At 36.8% G+C, this 15,266-nt stretch carries 19 protein-coding genes; 8 read left to right on the forward strand and 11 right to left on the reverse strand.

Annotated features, from left to right (window positions below; genetic code table 11):
• The coding region (locus ACHFIZ_RS17075; protein WP_410888055.1) for a TlpA family protein disulfide reductase at nucleotides 1-528 on the forward strand (528 nt) is incomplete at its 5' end.
• A 347-nt stretch (nucleotides 529-875) separates the two neighbouring features.
• On the opposite strand, the gene ACHFIZ_RS17080 is transcribed toward ACHFIZ_RS17075, so the two are convergent.
• The 4 genes from ACHFIZ_RS17080 to ACHFIZ_RS17095 form a co-directional block, all read right to left on the reverse strand.
• A complete protein-coding gene (locus ACHFIZ_RS17080) occupies nucleotides 876-2,006 on the reverse strand; it encodes a redoxin domain-containing protein (protein WP_410888057.1) in 1,131 nt (376 codons plus the stop codon).
• 91 nt (nucleotides 2,007-2,097) lie between these two features.
• Complete coding sequence (locus ACHFIZ_RS17085; protein WP_410888058.1) at nucleotides 2,098-3,213, reverse strand: carboxypeptidase-like regulatory domain-containing protein; 1,116 nt, start codon at nucleotides 3,211-3,213, stop codon at nucleotides 2,098-2,100.
• A gap of 303 nt (nucleotides 3,214-3,516) precedes the next feature.
• The gene (locus ACHFIZ_RS17090) at nucleotides 3,517-3,696 is read right to left on the reverse strand and encodes a hypothetical protein (RefSeq protein ID WP_410888060.1); all 180 of its coding nucleotides are present in this window, start codon (nucleotides 3,694-3,696) and stop codon (nucleotides 3,517-3,519) included.
• A 38-nt stretch (nucleotides 3,697-3,734) separates the two neighbouring features.
• Nucleotides 3,735-4,367 (reverse strand): hypothetical protein, encoded by a 633-nt coding sequence (locus tag ACHFIZ_RS17095; RefSeq protein ID WP_410888062.1) that lies wholly within the window; start codon nucleotides 4,365-4,367, stop codon nucleotides 3,735-3,737.
• A gap of 389 nt (nucleotides 4,368-4,756) precedes the next feature.
• Here ACHFIZ_RS17095 and ACHFIZ_RS17100 point away from each other — a divergent pair, with 389 nt between their 5' ends.
• Complete coding sequence (locus ACHFIZ_RS17100) at nucleotides 4,757-5,404, forward strand: DUF6266 family protein (protein ID WP_410888064.1); 648 nt, start codon at nucleotides 4,757-4,759, stop codon at nucleotides 5,402-5,404.
• Between the two features lie 2 nt (nucleotides 5,405-5,406).
• Nucleotides 5,407-6,051, forward strand: coding sequence for a DUF6266 family protein (locus ACHFIZ_RS17105; RefSeq protein WP_410888066.1), 645 nt, complete (start codon nucleotides 5,407-5,409; stop codon nucleotides 6,049-6,051).
• Nucleotides 6,052-6,116: 65 nt separating this feature from the next.
• On the opposite strand, the gene ACHFIZ_RS17110 is transcribed toward ACHFIZ_RS17105, so the two are convergent.
• Both ACHFIZ_RS17110 and ACHFIZ_RS17115 read right to left on the reverse strand, forming a co-directional pair.
• Complete coding sequence (locus ACHFIZ_RS17110) at nucleotides 6,117-7,637, reverse strand: right-handed parallel beta-helix repeat-containing protein (protein WP_410888068.1); 1,521 nt, start codon at nucleotides 7,635-7,637, stop codon at nucleotides 6,117-6,119.
• 154 nt (nucleotides 7,638-7,791) lie between these two features.
• Nucleotides 7,792-8,124: a hypothetical protein gene (locus ACHFIZ_RS17115; RefSeq protein WP_410888070.1), complete on the reverse strand. Its 333-nt coding sequence runs from the start codon at nucleotides 8,122-8,124 to the stop codon at nucleotides 7,792-7,794.
• 178 nt (nucleotides 8,125-8,302) lie between these two features.
• Here ACHFIZ_RS17115 and ACHFIZ_RS17120 point away from each other — a divergent pair, with 178 nt between their 5' ends.
• From ACHFIZ_RS17120 to ACHFIZ_RS17140, 5 genes are all read left to right on the forward strand, one after another.
• Complete coding sequence (locus ACHFIZ_RS17120) at nucleotides 8,303-8,608, forward strand: TIGR03643 family protein (RefSeq protein WP_410888072.1); 306 nt, start codon at nucleotides 8,303-8,305, stop codon at nucleotides 8,606-8,608.
• Between the two features lie 284 nt (nucleotides 8,609-8,892).
• A complete protein-coding gene (locus ACHFIZ_RS17125) occupies nucleotides 8,893-9,015 on the forward strand; it encodes a hypothetical protein (protein WP_410888074.1) in 123 nt (40 codons plus the stop codon).
• Between the two features lie 30 nt (nucleotides 9,016-9,045).
• On the forward strand, nucleotides 9,046-9,396 hold the full coding sequence (locus ACHFIZ_RS17130) for a DoxX family protein (protein ID WP_410888076.1): 351 nt from the start codon (nucleotides 9,046-9,048) through the stop codon (nucleotides 9,394-9,396).
• Nucleotides 9,396-9,899, forward strand: coding sequence for a DoxX family protein (locus ACHFIZ_RS17135; protein ID WP_410888078.1), 504 nt, complete (start codon nucleotides 9,396-9,398; stop codon nucleotides 9,897-9,899). The genes ACHFIZ_RS17130 and ACHFIZ_RS17135 overlap by 1 nt, the downstream gene beginning before the upstream one ends.
• Before the next feature lie 143 nt (nucleotides 9,900-10,042).
• On the forward strand, nucleotides 10,043-11,140 hold the full coding sequence (locus tag ACHFIZ_RS17140) for an ATP-binding protein (protein WP_410888080.1): 1,098 nt from the start codon (nucleotides 10,043-10,045) through the stop codon (nucleotides 11,138-11,140).
• Between the two features lie 294 nt (nucleotides 11,141-11,434).
• Here the strand turns inward: ACHFIZ_RS17140 and ACHFIZ_RS17145 are convergent, their stop codons facing one another.
• The 5 genes from ACHFIZ_RS17145 to ACHFIZ_RS17165 all read right to left on the reverse strand — a co-directional run bounded on the left by ACHFIZ_RS17145 (nucleotide 11,435) and on the right by ACHFIZ_RS17165 (nucleotide 15,245).
• A complete protein-coding gene (locus tag ACHFIZ_RS17145; RefSeq protein WP_410888082.1) occupies nucleotides 11,435-12,124 on the reverse strand; it encodes a hypothetical protein in 690 nt (229 codons plus the stop codon).
• Between the two features lie 61 nt (nucleotides 12,125-12,185).
• Nucleotides 12,186-12,617, reverse strand: a complete 432-nt coding sequence (locus ACHFIZ_RS17150; RefSeq protein WP_410888084.1) for a SufE family protein — start codon at nucleotides 12,615-12,617, stop codon at nucleotides 12,186-12,188.
• Entirely contained in the window at nucleotides 12,614-13,840 is a 1,227-nt protein-coding gene (locus tag ACHFIZ_RS17155) for an aminotransferase class V-fold PLP-dependent enzyme (protein WP_410888116.1), read from the reverse strand. Before ACHFIZ_RS17155 ends, ACHFIZ_RS17150 begins: the two co-directional genes overlap by 4 nt.
• A gap of 125 nt (nucleotides 13,841-13,965) precedes the next feature.
• On the reverse strand, nucleotides 13,966-14,898 hold the full coding sequence (locus ACHFIZ_RS17160; protein WP_410888086.1) for a WD40 repeat domain-containing protein: 933 nt from the start codon (nucleotides 14,896-14,898) through the stop codon (nucleotides 13,966-13,968).
• Nucleotides 14,895-15,245, reverse strand: a complete 351-nt coding sequence (locus ACHFIZ_RS17165) for a 4Fe-4S dicluster domain-containing protein (protein WP_410888088.1) — start codon at nucleotides 15,243-15,245, stop codon at nucleotides 14,895-14,897. Before ACHFIZ_RS17165 ends, ACHFIZ_RS17160 begins: the two co-directional genes overlap by 4 nt.
• Nucleotides 15,246-15,266 lie beyond the last annotated feature (21 nt).

The following is a 15,266-nucleotide window of genomic DNA, read 5'->3' on the forward strand; positions in this document are numbered from 1 at the left end:
GAGCTAATTAATGTAAAAAAAGAATTTACGTTTACCGAAATTTATGGAATTCTTAGTAGTTATAATTACGGCCTAGCCAAACTTATTGAGGATAATAAGCTTAAAACGGGTTATGCTAATAATGAGGCGCCTAAAACTCAAGGTGATTTTGCTTTTAATGAGATCATTCGTAAGTATAGAAACAAAGTGATATATGTAGATTTCTGGGCAACATGGTGTAGTCCATGTCGAGAAGCCATACGGTTGATTGCCCCTATTAAAGAAGAGCTGAAAAATGAAGACATAGTTTTTCTATACATTACAGACGACTCATCGCCAACTAACAGCTATAATTCTGTCATTCCAAGCATCAAAGGAGAACACTACCGTTTAGGCTCTGATCAATACAATCACTTAAAACAGAAATTTAAGATTACTGGAATTCCACATTACGCTTTGGTAGACAATAAAGGGCGTGTTGTTAGCACCGATTTTCAATTGCATGGTCAGCAATTGAAAACTAAACTCTTGGAGTTAGCAAAGGAGTAAGTAAAACTTAAAATCTGTTGAAACAACATTTTGAAATCTTTTGAAGGGACATTATCGCCTATTTTCTTTTAACTATTTATTGGCAAATAATTACCAGGTACAATATGATAGCCTATAATCTCATAAATCGATTTAATGTAAATCCAGATCATTATTCCCTCCTTTAAAAAGACTGTCCTAGCTAATCTGGCTTTGATTAAACTTTACGGCAAAAAGAAAAATTTCGGTTTGTGCGACAAATCTGGCTTGCGCTAAATCTTGTATTCTCCATTATTCCACCCTTTAATGATAATATATAGCCTAGTGATAAAATTGAGCTTAAAGTTGTTCTTTAAAAGAATATGGATTTACTTTATATAGCTAGCAATCATTTTATTTAAATTTGCACCTCTTAAGTCTTTCGCAATTATCTTTCCCTCTGGATCTATCAATACGTTTTGAGGTATAAGATGAATAGCTAAACGAACTGCAATTTCCGTTTTAAAACCTTTTAAATCACTCACCTGTGTCCATGGTAATTTATCTTGCTCCACAGCATCTACCCAAGCTACTCTCTTATCATCTAATGAAACTCCTACAATCTCAAAGTTCTTGTTCTTAAGTTCCTTGTAAGCTTTTAACATAAATGGATTTTCTGCGCGACATGGCACACACCAACTTGCCCAAATATCTACTAATACGTATTTCCCTTTTAATGAGGAAAGTTTAAATTCATTACCTTCTTTATCTGGGAGACTAAAATCGATTGTTTTCCCAATATCAGATAGCTTTGCCTTATTGAATTGGTCGGTTATTTTTTTTCCTGTGAAGCTATTAAGTAATCTAGGGCCGAGTGCTTTATAGATTGATTCAAATTCCGGCCCTTTTACGAATATCATTTTATTAAGAAGTACCAAATCCGCAGTAAAATAAGAATCGGGATGCCTAGCAATAAAATTGTCAAGCACTAACTTCATCTTAGATACTACAGCCCCCCCGTCAAGAGCAATTTCCTTAAGTTCTAAAGAGTCTTTTTCACTGCTTGCTTTTTCGTAACGTGCAGCAATTTGTTCATATTTCTTTTCAACGGGATCCATTTGAGCATGATAATCGATATACTCCTTTTGAACTTTTGTTCCCGAAATAACAGCGGTAGAAATGCGATTCTTTCCAACAACTATTGTGTTTCCCTTTTCTAAATAAAATTCTTTGCGGTCTGCAATTCCGCTCGTTTTAAAATCGTTTTTAGGAACTGGTATAAGTTCCAGATAAGATCTATTTCCAAAAGCAGTTGTACCAATGATTTTAAATTTACCATTAGTAACCAAAGTGCTATCTTTTGCAGCTTTTCCTTCGCTGTTTACGTAGCTTAAGAAAACCATTTTGTTAGATCCTGCTTGAGAAAGGTTTCCAGTAATGGTGAATTTATCCTGTGCCATGCCGATTGCTGTCAACAAACTAAACAGGATAGAGAGTGTAGTTTTTATTTGGAGTTTCATATTTCTAATATAATGATTAAAATACTACATGATATAAGTTGCCAATTGCTTCATAATATTTACGCTGTTAGGTATTAATGCCAATCGAATGCTAAGTTGGATTATATTCAAAGGGTAACTGATCAGCAATCCTCTTATTTCCCCAAAAGCCTTCTATAAAAAAGGTATTATAATGAACCATACTTCCCTTTTCATCAATTAAGGCTTCTTCTAAATGAAGCTTGAGTAAAGAGCCATCATAATTCAGTAAAATAGTCTCAGCAGCTTCTGGTTTTGCATCTACTTTAATTCTAGAAGCCTCCTTTGGATTGTAGTGTACATAGAGTTCATTTTTAAATTTTAAGGATATAAATGCTGAATCAACAATATAAACTAGGGTATCAAATTGAACCGGTCTAGGGTCAATACTAAGGTCTTTCGCCTGCACGGCCTCATAGAATTGTGTCGAAAATACGGGATGGGTTAAAAAGCCCTCCTTAAGCACTGTATTTTGATAGACTGATCGAAGGTAATGCATTAGAGACCCGTAATATGCTTTTTTCCGACTTTCTTGCCATTTAAGTTTTTCTTTTTCGGTGCCAGTAAGATCTTCGAAAACAGCTTGTCCGTCGTAAAGAGTAACGTCTGTTAGGGTACTATATTGGAACATTCTAAGTAAGTACTTAATACGATACCCTAAGGCTTTATTTTCTATAATTAGAAATTCATCAGTTGAAGCTTTAAGTAATCCTTCTTTCTTATTAAACTGTAAGCTTATTACGCTATCATTGAGTATTTTACAGTCAGCCGAATTTTTGGATTTCCCTAAGAAATTCGTTTTAAAAAGTTTATAATTTTTGTCGCTGTCATTATTGGTGCCTATGACCACTTCTTGCAGATTATAATTTTGTTCCTGCAAAATAACTTTAATAAACATGTTTTTATCAACCAACTGTATGTTTTGTACATGCGAAATGTAACCTAACATTCTAACTACTAAAGGGAATGTTCCAATCGATAATTTTTCAAATTTGAATTTGCCCTCATCATTTGTTATGGTTATTTGTTGAGAACCATTAATGAATACAGTTGCTGATTTTAACGCTTCGCCTTTTTCATTAAGTACTTGCCCTTCTATACTAGAATTATTTTGCGCAATAATAAATATGGGTTGAAACGAAAGAATTAAAATTATTGATAACGTTTTTATGAGAGTAGATAACGACATATGAATTTAATTTGCGGCAGATTAGAAATGCAATAGATATCAAGAAAAATATTGCTCAGGTATCATAGTGTTTTTTACTTGCTTAGTTAATAGCAAGACAACTAAGTAATACCAATTGGGGACAATAAGAATAAATAATATGTAATAAAAATAGGTTTTTGATACCTTACTTTCTTAAGACTGATTCTACCTTTTAATAAAACCCTCCTTATCTGGTAATACGAAAGCCATGCATCATTATTCCACCGTTTTATGATATGATGCGAGATAAACTTTACATTATTTCGTTTTGGTGTGAACTTCTCAGATAAGTTGCCGTTTTTCTTTAGAGATACTTTGCGAATACTCCTTCCTCCGGCGATATAATAACGACCGTGGAAAGTCCAATTCTTTGGCTAAAACTGTCAAATCATTTCTGGTAATGCTCCGTTCAACACTCAGCACCTTGAACTCTTTCGGGAACGCTTTTCTTTCTATTGACATAATGTTAAGCTATCAAATCCTCTTAACTTAATGTCTGTTCAAATGTAGCAACTCCAACTATCAGGACTGCTCAGTTGTCTCACCTGAAACGTTAGCGCTTTTCCAAAATCCTCTTTGAATTGTCCGAGATATGCCGTTACCTCGTCAATCTTATTTGGGTCAGCAATTCTGCTCATCACATAGACGTCAGCAAAAATCTTTGGCCTTTTCCAATCCAAAACTACTTTTTTATTGTCCTCCAAAATTCGAAACTCATAATCATATGCATTTTGGGCATTTATCCCATTTACCGTGATGATAACTCCGGTAGAATCAAAAATAGGTATGGCAAATTTACCTCCATAACCTTCCGCAGTTTGCTCAAATACGTTTGAGCCGGGATTTATATATGTTCTTAGTTGAGGAATTTTCTCTAAGGCATGTTTATAATTTACCGCCAACCGATTTGAGTAGAATGCACAAATTTTTAAGGTATTTCTTCCTTCGATTTTGGAATCATAGTTGAAAAATGTATAGGATAAATGCTTTCTTATGGAATCTCCACTATTGTCATTTAAAATGATCGGATGGATACGATCCAGTTTTATCTCCAGCTTTTGTGCAGAGCAGATTTGTGAAAGAAAGAAAAGCGTCAATGTAATTATACTTCGCATATACCGGGTCGAAATCATTGATCTCAAGGTAAGAACTTTGGGTCTTGCTTGTATAGGAAGATTTGAATATTGCAGGTGTTAATTTGAATTTGGTCGCAGCTAAACCCCATCAGAGCTACACCTTTACAAAGGTACTACTTTGCCTGGAAACACCTAAAAAACACCTTAAAACCATATCAAAAACAGAGTTGCTGTATCCTTGCCGTATAGTTGCCATATTATTGACGTATCGTTGACGTATTTAATGAGATACTGCAACCATACAGCAAAGATATTTTAAGGATATAGCAATAATACGGCAACCCTGTTTTTAACTTGATGTTAATATGATTTTTACATGATTTTATATGTACTCCTTACCACGTTATTGGCACACTTAATGTTAACTTGCTAAAAAACAAAATATTATGGGAATTTTAAAGAATGGCCTTAATGGCCCCGTTAAAGGAAGAGTAGGTAAAATAGTTTACTATGAATTAAATGGACAAAATGTTTCTAGAAGCATTGGAGTAATCCCTGAAAATTGGACAATTCCGCAACTGAGCGTAAGGATGAAGACTTCAATATCCAGCAAGCTTTTAAAACATCTGAAAGCGTTTTTCAATGTCGGTTTTAGCATCGAGATTAAGGGTACTACCCAAAATACCTTCAACATGGCTGTAGGGATTAACAGCCAGAAAATGATGACCGGTGTGTATCCTAATTTTAATGTAGACTTCTCAAAACTGGTGCTTAGCAGAGGGCTACTTAACCCGGGCGCGGACTTACAGGCTTCTGTGACCGAGGAAGTCATTTCATTCACCTGGGCGGCAACCCCAACAATGCAATGGCCAGAATCAACCGATTTGGTCATGATGATTGCCTATTTTCCTGAAAAAGAAAGGTCTTTAGTTACAATTGGTGGAAATGCAAGAAATACCGGTGCAGATCAACTGACTCTTCCACCAAGTTTAAAAGGGCTACGTGCAGAAACCTATATCGCTTTCGTGGCTGCTGATCGAAAACAGGTGTCTGACAGTACTTATCTGGGAAGTTTAAATTTAACAATCCAATAGTTATGGGAATCATAAAATCAGGAATATTGGGTCCTATGATAAATAAGACAGGATCTGTAATTGGGAAGATCCACAAAGGTCAGAATGTGATTACAGGAATCTCCAAAAAACTCAAAAGACGGAAAAAGAAGACTGAAAGTCAGATAATTTCAAGGGTTCGCTTTGGCAAACTAAATTCTTTTTTAAGTGACATAAAGAGCTTGGTAACTGTAGGATTTAAGAAAATGGTTAAGCACAATACTGCGGCAAATGCAGCCTATTCCTACAATTTTGATCATGCGTTTATAACAGTGAATGGAAGGCTAGAGCTAAATTATCCCAAATTAGTTTACAGCATTGGAGATGTAGAGGGACCTGAATCTCCCGTGTTGGTTACTGAAAATGGGTTCTTAAATATTAGCTGGTTCAATATGCCGCAATCCATAAATTGCCAGTATTCAGATCTGGCGACAGTCTTGGTTTATGAGCCAATTGAACCCGATAACGTCTTCTTTACAGAAACATGTAAGCGTTCAGATTTGAATGTGATATTAGATGTCAGTCATTTTATTGGCAAAAGCTTACACTGTTATATCTGCTTCGCGACTGCAGATGGAAAACACGAGGGTACTAGTGTTTATCTAGGATTAATTGAGGTGGCTGGTTAATTTCATCGCCAAGCCATCGAGAAAAAATAAGCCTTTCAGTGAGAACTGAAAGGCTTATTAATAGCTTATTTTTTTGTGATCAGTACCTCGGGTAGGATAGAGGCATCAATTGAAGCACCCCAGAGATTCGCATCCCATCCTTCTGGCTTAGCGCTGTTCGGCGAAAGCCAGGCAGGATTCATGTAATTAGCCTTATTGTAATACCTCACCTTGTTGTTAGTGACTTTACAATCAGATGTTTTCCATCCACCAATATCGTTAACATATAAACCAACGTTGGTAAAGGGCTGCTGCTTACCGTAAATGGAATTATTTACAATTGTGATGTGATGCCCCCCGGCTATAGCCATGCCAAACTGGCCGGGATCTACCAGGATGTTATCCGAAGCGTATAAATAAGAACCACCGTTGTCACCAAGCATGATGCCACCACCGCTAGCACTTGGTCCGCCACCCCGGATCAAGTTTCCTTTGATCGAAATAGGACTGGAAGATGTTCCTTCGCTTTGGTACAAGCTGATTGCATCTTCTGCATAACTTTGTCCGATAATATTCTCCCCTCTATTGTTGCTGATGGAACTGCCAGCACCTTTAACATTGTTAAATTGTACAAACTGACCTCTCGGGAAAGGACCTTGCATATTTAAAAACTGATTGTTATTAACCACTATTCCGCCTTCGGTATGGTCTGCATAAACACCTGTACTTACTTTAGTAAAATAGTTATTTTCTATGGTGATGTTTTTACAGTTATATAAGTATATCCCCACATCACTTGAGTTTGAAAGTCTGTTATCGACGATGCGAATATTATAGCAATTGCTGAGTTTAATCAACGGTGCTGATCCTCCGCTGAAAGATTTACCGCTGATTGTAATATCATGTTTTCCATAAAGGTCTATTTTAGGCGAGGAGGGGGATTCCTGAGGAATGGTCTCAACATAACTCTCCAGGCGGTTGCCCGGTATCGGAGACTCTATTTTCCCATCTGGCAGCATCCACTGAACTGAAAGATTTCCTCCACCGGCTCCCTGTTTATGCAACACTTCAATATAATATTTTTGCCCTGCCTGTAAAGGTATTAGTTTGGATTTCTGCGAGCCAAATCTAGTCCATTCCCTGGTATTATTCCAGCTAAGTGTATAGGCTATCTTCACTTTGTTCACAGGCTCTGCATCGTTAGAAAGCCATAGCTCTCCGGCATCATCCGCAGCAATCCAGAAAGTATAATCTCCTGTTGTAGGTGCGATGACGTAGCCACGAATCCTTGCACCGTAATTTTCGCCAACGTTAATAGGACCTTCTAGCGAATTAAGCGGGATGGTAGTAGAAGGGGTGCTCTGTAATGTAATCTGCGCTACATCGTTGCCGAAATTGTTGTTCCAGACTTCCCTGTAAATCCCGCCAATGATCTTGCTCAGTACACCAACTGAGACATCATTAACGGCGGGACTAGCCGTTGGAATTTTTTGCAGATTATTTTTGCTATCGTCTTTATTACATGCAATAAGCAAAGGGCCGATTCCAATAGCAGCGACGAGAAACTTGTACCGAAAGTTTCGAAAAATTAGTGGAGTAATTTTCATTTAATAGGGATTTGGGAGTAAGATGTAGCAGGGTTTAACATACCACGTGCTATGATTCAAAAGTAGCAAGAAAATTGTGTTTAAATATTGATATGTTCCTTTAAAATTAGTAACCGCGATTATTTTAAGTGCCTTTTGATAGCTTTTTTTGCTGTTAACTGTGTTTTTTTTTCTTATCTAACGGACTCAATTCAAATGCATTCAGCATTTTTTTCATGAAGTCCTGAAACTGCTGGTTTGATTTGGCTAATTCTTCCATTTTGAAATTGATTGCATTAGCGGGATAATGAAGCGTAAAGTCTGAATATTCCTGCATCCCATAAATTTTAATTTCCACCTTCTCGTCTGAGTCCAGGAATTCTCTTGGGGTGTAGAATGTCCTGGTTACGCTGGAACGGATTACGCATCCCTCTTCAAATGCTTTCTTTGAAATCTTTAGTCTTGCCTCGTATTGAAGGTCGCCATTCTCTTTAATATTATTTCTCATCACAGACCCATTTAGAAAATACAATATTACTAATATTTTTAGTAATATAATTAAACTTATATGAATCTTGCCAAGTAACCAGGTTGTTATGCTGAAGCAACAATGTTAATGCAACGATATTATACTAAATCAAAATAAGTAGTACAAAATAATGCTATATTTACAAATTAATAAGAGAATGACTTTGCAATTAAATAAAATAACTGAAACTAGTGACTTGAGTGTGGTTGATACGGATCGTATCATTGAAATGGCTTGGGAAGATCGTACTTCTTTTGACGCTATCAGGTTACAATTTGGGCTTTCTGAGCAACAGGTGATTAGGCTGATGCGCAAAGAAATGAAGGCATCGAGTTTTAAACTTTGGCGCGAAAGGGTACATGGGAGGGCAACTAAACATGAAATGTTAGGTGAATCTTCGCTGAGGTTTAAGTGCAGTCTGCAAAAACAAATAAGCTACAACAAGATCAGTAAAAGAAGATGATCGTTAAGACGCAGCACAATTCAATATAAAGATTGATTGTTTAATTCAAAATACATGAGTTAAACAAAAGTTATTCTTAAATTGTTGAATCAAAAAATTAAATCAAATGAATAAATTTTCTAAATTCGAATTTGCGATACTGACTATGATCATAGCTATCATATTCATATCGGAATATTACTATCTAGTTTTAAAAGACCATGACCGGGCCATTTTTATAGGGCTATGGCCACCTACAATGGTCGGATTGTTAATCTATTTTAACTTTAAAAAGAAAGATTAGTATGGAAAATCTAGATCTGATCATTCTTACGGTCATCGTAGTCTTATTGTATGTTGGTTTTGCATGGGGATTATTCTATGCGCAAAAGAAACAATACGGTCCAAACGATAAAACTCCATTGTAGTCTATTAAATCACCTTTAACTCTATTTGCTGTGAATACACTTTCAAGTTGTGCCCAAATAGTCATAGCACTTTCCATTTGCTTTGTCTGGATTGTTCGTTATGATAATATTGTCAGAGAGTTTAAGCAGTATGGTATTCCAGACCTATTGCGAAATCTTGTTGGTGCTTCTAAAATAGCCCTTTCTACCCTTTTGATTGCTGGTATTTGGTACCCTAAATTGGTACTGATTCCTGCGCTTTTGATGGCTTTTCTAATGTTGTGCGCACAGGCCGCGCATGTAAAGGTCAAAAACCCCTTGCTAAAATTTGTGCCTTCAGCGCTTCTATTGATCTTGTCTTTGTTTGTAGCCGGCGTACATTCCGGTCTGATAGGTTCTTGATGCTTGTTAATATTTTGATTGTCGTTTCTGGTGTTGCCTTCCTATTTTATGGAAGCTCGTTCTTTCTAAATTCTGGGATGAAAGAGGAGTTTGAACGCTATGGCCTCGATAAATTCAGGGGCCTTGTTGGAGTTCTGCAACTGCTTGGTGGCTTAGGACTATTGCTTGGGCTGGTTTGGAATCCGATTCTGGTAATTGCTTCAGGTGGTCTTGCTCTATTGATGTTAATTGGTTTTGTAATAAGGGTTAAAATGAAAGATAGTTTCTTACAATCAATGCCATCCTTTATTTTTATGCTCGTAAATGGCTATATCTGTTTTTGCACGCTGTTTTCAAACGAACAAATACCAAGTATTTTTACAACGTTCAGAACAAGAACGGAAGAGACCGTCGCGATTCGGTCGATTTTTACGAATCCAGCAATCATTATCTCAGCCCAAATAATATCATCAGACTTAACCTACGCTCCTGGTTTAAAAGGGACAATAGTTGGATCTGACTAATTAAATCCATCAATGATATTAACCTGAGCCATTGGGAATGCATCGCAAAGATATAGCTGCACAGTTAAGGATGTTGATCTGATCTAACTTTAGATCGTTTCATTTAAAAGAAGTAAAATTGTTTATATTGAAGACACCGAGAGATGGACACCGTTAAAAATTTGGACGATTTGCTTTTAACTAATACATTTGATATAGATCATTTTGTGCAATTGTCGCCAGAAATGATCTGTATTGCTGGTTATGATGGTTTTTTTAAAAAGATAAATCCCGCCGTCTCAAAGACATTGGGATATACTCAGCAGGAGCTGTTAGCCAGACCGATAAATGAGTTTGTTTATTTCGAGGACCAAACGACCACAATAGAAAGCAGAGAGGCAGTCAAACGATCTATTCCGCTGATAAATTTCGAGAATCGATATGTGACCAAATCAGGGGAAATAGTTTGGTTGTCGTGGACATCTATAGGAATTGAAGAAAAACAGCTGGTGTTCGGAATAGCTAAGAACATCACGCACAAAAAGCGGCTTGAAGAGGATAGGAACCTATTACTTACTAGCCTTACAGCAACTAATAATGAGCTTAAAAAATTAGCTTATACGGCGGCGCACGATCTTAGGTCACCCGTAGATAATTTAATATCGATATTTAGCATCATCGAGGATACGAAGGTCGAGAACGATGAAATAGTTTTATTACTGGATCTATTGAAACAGTCATCAGAGAATTTGCGTGAAACTTTAAACAATTACGTTGATATTTTAATACAGAAAAAAAGCTTGAATATCCAGTTAGGTCCGGTAAGTTTTTCAGAATCATTGCGTAATATAGAGCGGTCATTGAAGTCATTAATTTTAGATACCAAGACTGAGATTTTTGCAGATTTTACCAGTGTGGATGCGATAACTTTTAATAAAACTTATATTGAAAGCATATTCCTCAACCTGGTCTCTAATTCAATTAAATACGCAAAGCCTAATACCTATCCTCAAATATCCCTGGAGAGTAAAAAATTGGATGGTAATGTGACCTTAAAATTTAAAGATAATGGGATTGGATTTGATATGGAAAAAGTAAAAGGCCGGGTTTTTGGATTCAATCAAACGTTTCATGATAATATAGACAGTAAGGGTATTGGCCTGTATTTGGTAAACAGTCATTTAACAAGTCTGGGCGGCCATATAGAAATGGAGAGCCGTGTCAATGAAGGCACCACATTTACTATCACATTCAAGGCTTAATGACCGTCTTCTAAGAATTTCAAATCGCTTGAAAGGTTGTGTCTGCGATAGGTTCAAATTTCTCGCGGAATCTGGCCAGTCCGTAAGAAACTTCTCAACTCATTGGGATAAAAGCTTTCTGTTTTTTTAGCTTTAAAATAGTCGGCCACTGAAAATGTGGCAACATCAAGGATGTGACTAGATAGCTAATATTTTAATCCAGCTGTATGTGCATTAGATAAACAGCTAGTTACTCTATATCATACCTTCACAAAAGAATTCTTAAAAATCAAGATCTTCAAGCGGGGGGATAAATTAAAACATTGAAGAAATCTCCGCTTTAATCAGCGCTAAATTGTCGTTACTAACTCTGCCTAAGTGTCTGGAGAAATAGACTTTTGTTCCTATTAAATTTGACCTCTTGATTTCTGGTACAATCCGTTCTATGTTAGGTTTTAATCCTGAGATCTCATATAGCTCTCCAAATTGTAGAGCATCATTTAATAAGTGCATTTCGTAGCCCATCCAAATAGGTTTAGGATTCTTTCCCCAAAAAGCCCATGAACCTTTATTCATTACCAATATTACCTTTGGCGCAATCCACTCGACAATTTTTTGGGTTACTTTTAATTGTTTAGCTAAGAAGTTAATACCTAATTGCTTCTCATTGTAGTACTCACTGAGAATATTTTGTTCAGTGTTTCTAAAATAGAATAAATCAATATAGGACACTGTGATAGTTTTCCCGCCAATTTCAGAAGGTATAATCTTTCTTAAAGTAGTAAAGTAGCGGTGCTTTGCATCACTGTAAGTATATCGCAATAGTGCTTTGACATTCTTTGGTTGGTAGGACTGATTGATTCCAGATATCAGAATGTCTGACTGCTCAGGTATTGAGAATCCGAATTTTCTTTCTAAGACCTCATTTAAATACTGGCTTTGAAATTTTCCGGCAAATTCTTTCCAAATGCTGGTTAGCTCGGCGTTAATAGCTTCTTCTGTCATGTATTTAAGAGATCTATTCTAAATGTTACTTGCCGCTTGTGCTGCTTTCGCCAAGTGAATTTCAAACTTTTACTTTGTACACCACCGCATCAAGTTTCATTTGCTTTATCATGCTCTCCAATCCTCCCGCACGTTTCATTGAAAGCATACTTTTAAATCCTATTCTTTCAATAAAGTTAAGTGGTGCATTAATAATCTCATCAGGTGTATGTCCCGAAAGCACATAAATCATCATAGCTACAAGACCTTTCGCATAATCTGCATTTGCATCTGCTTGAAAAATAATTTTTCCGTCTTTCAATTCACTATATAACCAGACATGCGCCTGACATCCTTTTATCATACGGCTATCTATTTTCAGTGAATCATCTAATGGGTTCAGGGCTTTACCCAAATCAATCAGGTATCCAAATTTATCAAACAAGTCCTCAAACTCAGCGAATTCTTCCACGAGTTCCTGTTCTGTATTTTCTATCGTTTTAATCTCGATCATTTTTTGTTTATCCGTTTAATTGATTTAACAATCGCGTTAGAGAAAATATCTATTTCTTCTTTTGTATTATAAAATGAAAAACTTGCACGCACAGTCCCTGGGATTTGATAATGTGCCATTAGCGGTTGCGTACAGTGGTGCCCTGTTCGTACTGCAATTCCCTGTGCATCAAGGAGCACTCCTATGTCGAGTGGATGGATACCTTCCACTACAAAGGAAATTACACTTGCTTTTTCTTTTGCTGTGCCGATAATCCGCAAATTTTCAATTTCAGAGAGTTTTTCTGTAGCATACCTAAGCAGTTCGTGTTCATAAGCAGCAATTTTTTCAAGACCGAGTGCGTTGATGTAATCCAGTGCCACGGCCAGCCCAATTCCTCCTTCAATATTTGGAGTGCCCGCCTCAAATCGGAGAGGAGATTCTGCGTATTCTGATTTATTAAATGAAACCGTTTTAATGGTTCCGCCTCCCACTTGATAATTCGGAAGTTTTTTAAGCCATTCTTCTTTGCCGTAGAGAATTCCGACTCCTGTTGGCGCATAAACTTTGTGTCCGCTGAAGCAATAAAAATCTGCGTCTAAATCTTGCACATCCACTTTTATATGAGGGATTGATTGGGCTCCATCTACAAGCACGGGAATATTTTTCGAGTGAGCGATAGCGATCATCTCCTTTACGGAATTTACCGTACCGAGCGTGTTTGACACGTGCGTAATGGCAATTAGTTTTGTTTTTGCAGAAAGTAATTTTTTGTATTCGTCCATCCGCAATTCCCCACTGTCGGTCATTGGGATAACTTTCAGTACTGCATTTTTTTCTTCGCATAGCTGTTGCCACGGAAGAATATTACTGTGATGCTCCATCTCACTAACAACAATCTCGTCCCCGGCATTCACATACTTTTTCCCGAACGCAGTAGCTATGAAGTTTATGCTATCAGTAGTTCCGCTAGTAAAGATTATTTCGTGCTCATATTTAGCGCCTATGTGTTTTTGAACCGTAATACGGGCGTTCTCGTATTCATTGGTTACATCCTGACTCATCCGATGGACTCCACGGTGAATGTTGGCATTCTGCACGGTGTAATATTTTACGATGGCATCAATCACTTGTTTCGGCTTCTGTGTAGTAGCGCCGTTATCGAAATAAATTAATGGTTTATCGTTCACCATTCGTGAAAGGATAGGGAAATCTTTTCGAATTTTAAGAACATCTAAAAGCATTACTTCTTCTACATTTTTTGTTAATATTAATTGTTCCATTTTTTTTATTAATAAATTGGTTCAATAGCATTTTTTGTTAAAACCGAGGTGGCAATAAAACATTCCTGGTGGGCACGTTAGTGCATTTAGGCAATTTTCCATACCATGATAGCTTTGTCATCACCGGTTGAAATTAGATAATTATTAAAATCACTCCATAAAAGTTTATTCACCGAATGGGTATGGCCTTCGTGTTTAGCATGTTCTATCCGTAACAGCAGCTCAAAGTTTTCAGCATTCCATATCTTAATTGTTTTATCTCTGCTTCCGGTAGCAAAAAACTTTTTATCAGGACTGAAAACTATGCTATAAATGGCATAGTTATGGGCAGGAATATGGTGGATTAAAGCACAATCGTTTTCAATATCCCATATATTCAAATAGGCATCTCTCGAACCGGACAAAAGATATTTGCCGTTTGGATGATAGCATACTGTATTAACTGAAAAATCATCAACATGCCCCTTAAGTAGTTTCTTTTCTTCAAAAGTTTCAAAATCAAAAATACGAATAGACCCGTCACCACATCCAATGGCTGCTTCTTTCAAAACAATATTGAAATCTATACTGCGTATCTTTTTATCACAAAGTTTTAATGCGGTAATCAATGAAAAATCGTTGATTGACCAAACGGAAAGTGTCCCGTCACCAGCTACCGCCCAGAAGCATTCTTTTTCCGGAAGATATTGGATGTCATAAATGGATTGCCGGTGAAGCTGTAACAGCTTTATTTCTTCATTCTTGTTTAAGTCAATAACGTGGATGCCTCCTAATGACTGGCCAACAAGTAATTGGTTTCTATCCGGAATATATTTCAATGCCAAGGCTTTAGCGGGTAATCTGGCAACAACTTTGTTTTGCTTTTGATCTTTAAGACTCCATTCTACTACCAGATTATCGCTGCTGCCAGAGTAAAAAAGGTAAGCATCGTGTGCAGGTTCTAAAGTGAAAATAGCTCCTCCATGCCCAATAAATTGACCAGCCTTTTCTGTTTGTATTTTTGTAAGTACAGTCGTCATATAAGATGCATAAACTCTTTCTTGTTTAGTAATTCTTCCTTTGTTTCTCTATGGTCTGGATCATCCACACAACAATCTACCGGACAAACTGCGGCACATTGGGGTTCATCATGGAAACCAACACACTCGGTACACTTATCGGGTACTATATAATATATTTCATCTGATAGTGCAGCTTGTGTTTCTTCGGTATTAAGGGTAGTCCCATCACCCAAATCGATGGTGCCAATTAATTCAGTGCCCTCTGAAAATCTCCAGGTTGCTCCGGCATCATAGATTGCATTATTCGGACATTCAGGCTCGCATGCACCACAATTAATACATTCCTCTGTTATTATTATAGCCATTGCGGTTTAATTTTAGTAAAC

It is taken from the genome of Pedobacter sp. JCM 36344, from assembly GCF_046546555.1.
In the GTDB taxonomy this organism is placed as follows: Bacteria; Bacteroidota; Bacteroidia; order Sphingobacteriales; family Sphingobacteriaceae; genus Pedobacter.

Excerpts from the sequence above, each read along its gene's own strand:
- ACHFIZ_RS17160 (WP_410888086.1), bottom strand. The coding sequence starts at position 14,898 with ATGACGACTGTACTTACAAAAATACAAACAGAAAAGGCTGGTCAATTT.
- ACHFIZ_RS17080 (WP_410888057.1), bottom strand. The coding sequence starts at position 2,006 with ATGAAACTCCAAATAAAAACTACACTCTCTATCCTGTTTAGTTTGTTG.
- ACHFIZ_RS17150 (WP_410888084.1), bottom strand. The coding sequence starts at position 12,617 with ATGATCGAGATTAAAACGATAGAAAATACAGAACAGGAACTCGTGGAA.
- ACHFIZ_RS17105 (WP_410888066.1), top strand. The coding sequence starts at position 5,407 with ATGGGAATCATAAAATCAGGAATATTGGGTCCTATGATAAATAAGACA.
- ACHFIZ_RS17145 (WP_410888082.1), bottom strand. The coding sequence starts at position 12,124 with ATGACAGAAGAAGCTATTAACGCCGAGCTAACCAGCATTTGGAAAGAA.
- ACHFIZ_RS17115 (WP_410888070.1), bottom strand. The coding sequence starts at position 8,124 with ATGAGAAATAATATTAAAGAGAATGGCGACCTTCAATACGAGGCAAGA.
- ACHFIZ_RS17085 (WP_410888058.1), bottom strand. The coding sequence starts at position 3,213 with ATGTCGTTATCTACTCTCATAAAAACGTTATCAATAATTTTAATTCTT.
- ACHFIZ_RS17095 (WP_410888062.1), bottom strand. The coding sequence starts at position 4,367 with ATGATTTCGACCCGGTATATGCGAAGTATAATTACATTGACGCTTTTC.
- ACHFIZ_RS17165 (WP_410888088.1), bottom strand. The coding sequence starts at position 15,245 with ATGGCTATAATAATAACAGAGGAATGTATTAATTGTGGTGCATGCGAG.
- ACHFIZ_RS17110 (WP_410888068.1), bottom strand. The coding sequence starts at position 7,637 with ATGAAAATTACTCCACTAATTTTTCGAAACTTTCGGTACAAGTTTCTC.
- ACHFIZ_RS17090 (WP_410888060.1), bottom strand. The coding sequence starts at position 3,696 with ATGTCAATAGAAAGAAAAGCGTTCCCGAAAGAGTTCAAGGTGCTGAGT.
- ACHFIZ_RS17120 (WP_410888072.1), top strand. The coding sequence starts at position 8,303 with ATGACTTTGCAATTAAATAAAATAACTGAAACTAGTGACTTGAGTGTG.
- ACHFIZ_RS17140 (WP_410888080.1), top strand. The coding sequence starts at position 10,043 with ATGGACACCGTTAAAAATTTGGACGATTTGCTTTTAACTAATACATTT.
- ACHFIZ_RS17125 (WP_410888074.1), top strand. The coding sequence starts at position 8,893 with ATGGAAAATCTAGATCTGATCATTCTTACGGTCATCGTAGTCTTATTG.
- ACHFIZ_RS17100 (WP_410888064.1), top strand. The coding sequence starts at position 4,757 with ATGGGAATTTTAAAGAATGGCCTTAATGGCCCCGTTAAAGGAAGAGTA.
- ACHFIZ_RS17135 (WP_410888078.1), top strand. The coding sequence starts at position 9,396 with ATGCTTGTTAATATTTTGATTGTCGTTTCTGGTGTTGCCTTCCTATTT.
- ACHFIZ_RS17155 (WP_410888116.1), bottom strand. The coding sequence starts at position 13,840 with ATGCTTTTAGATGTTCTTAAAATTCGAAAAGATTTCCCTATCCTTTCA.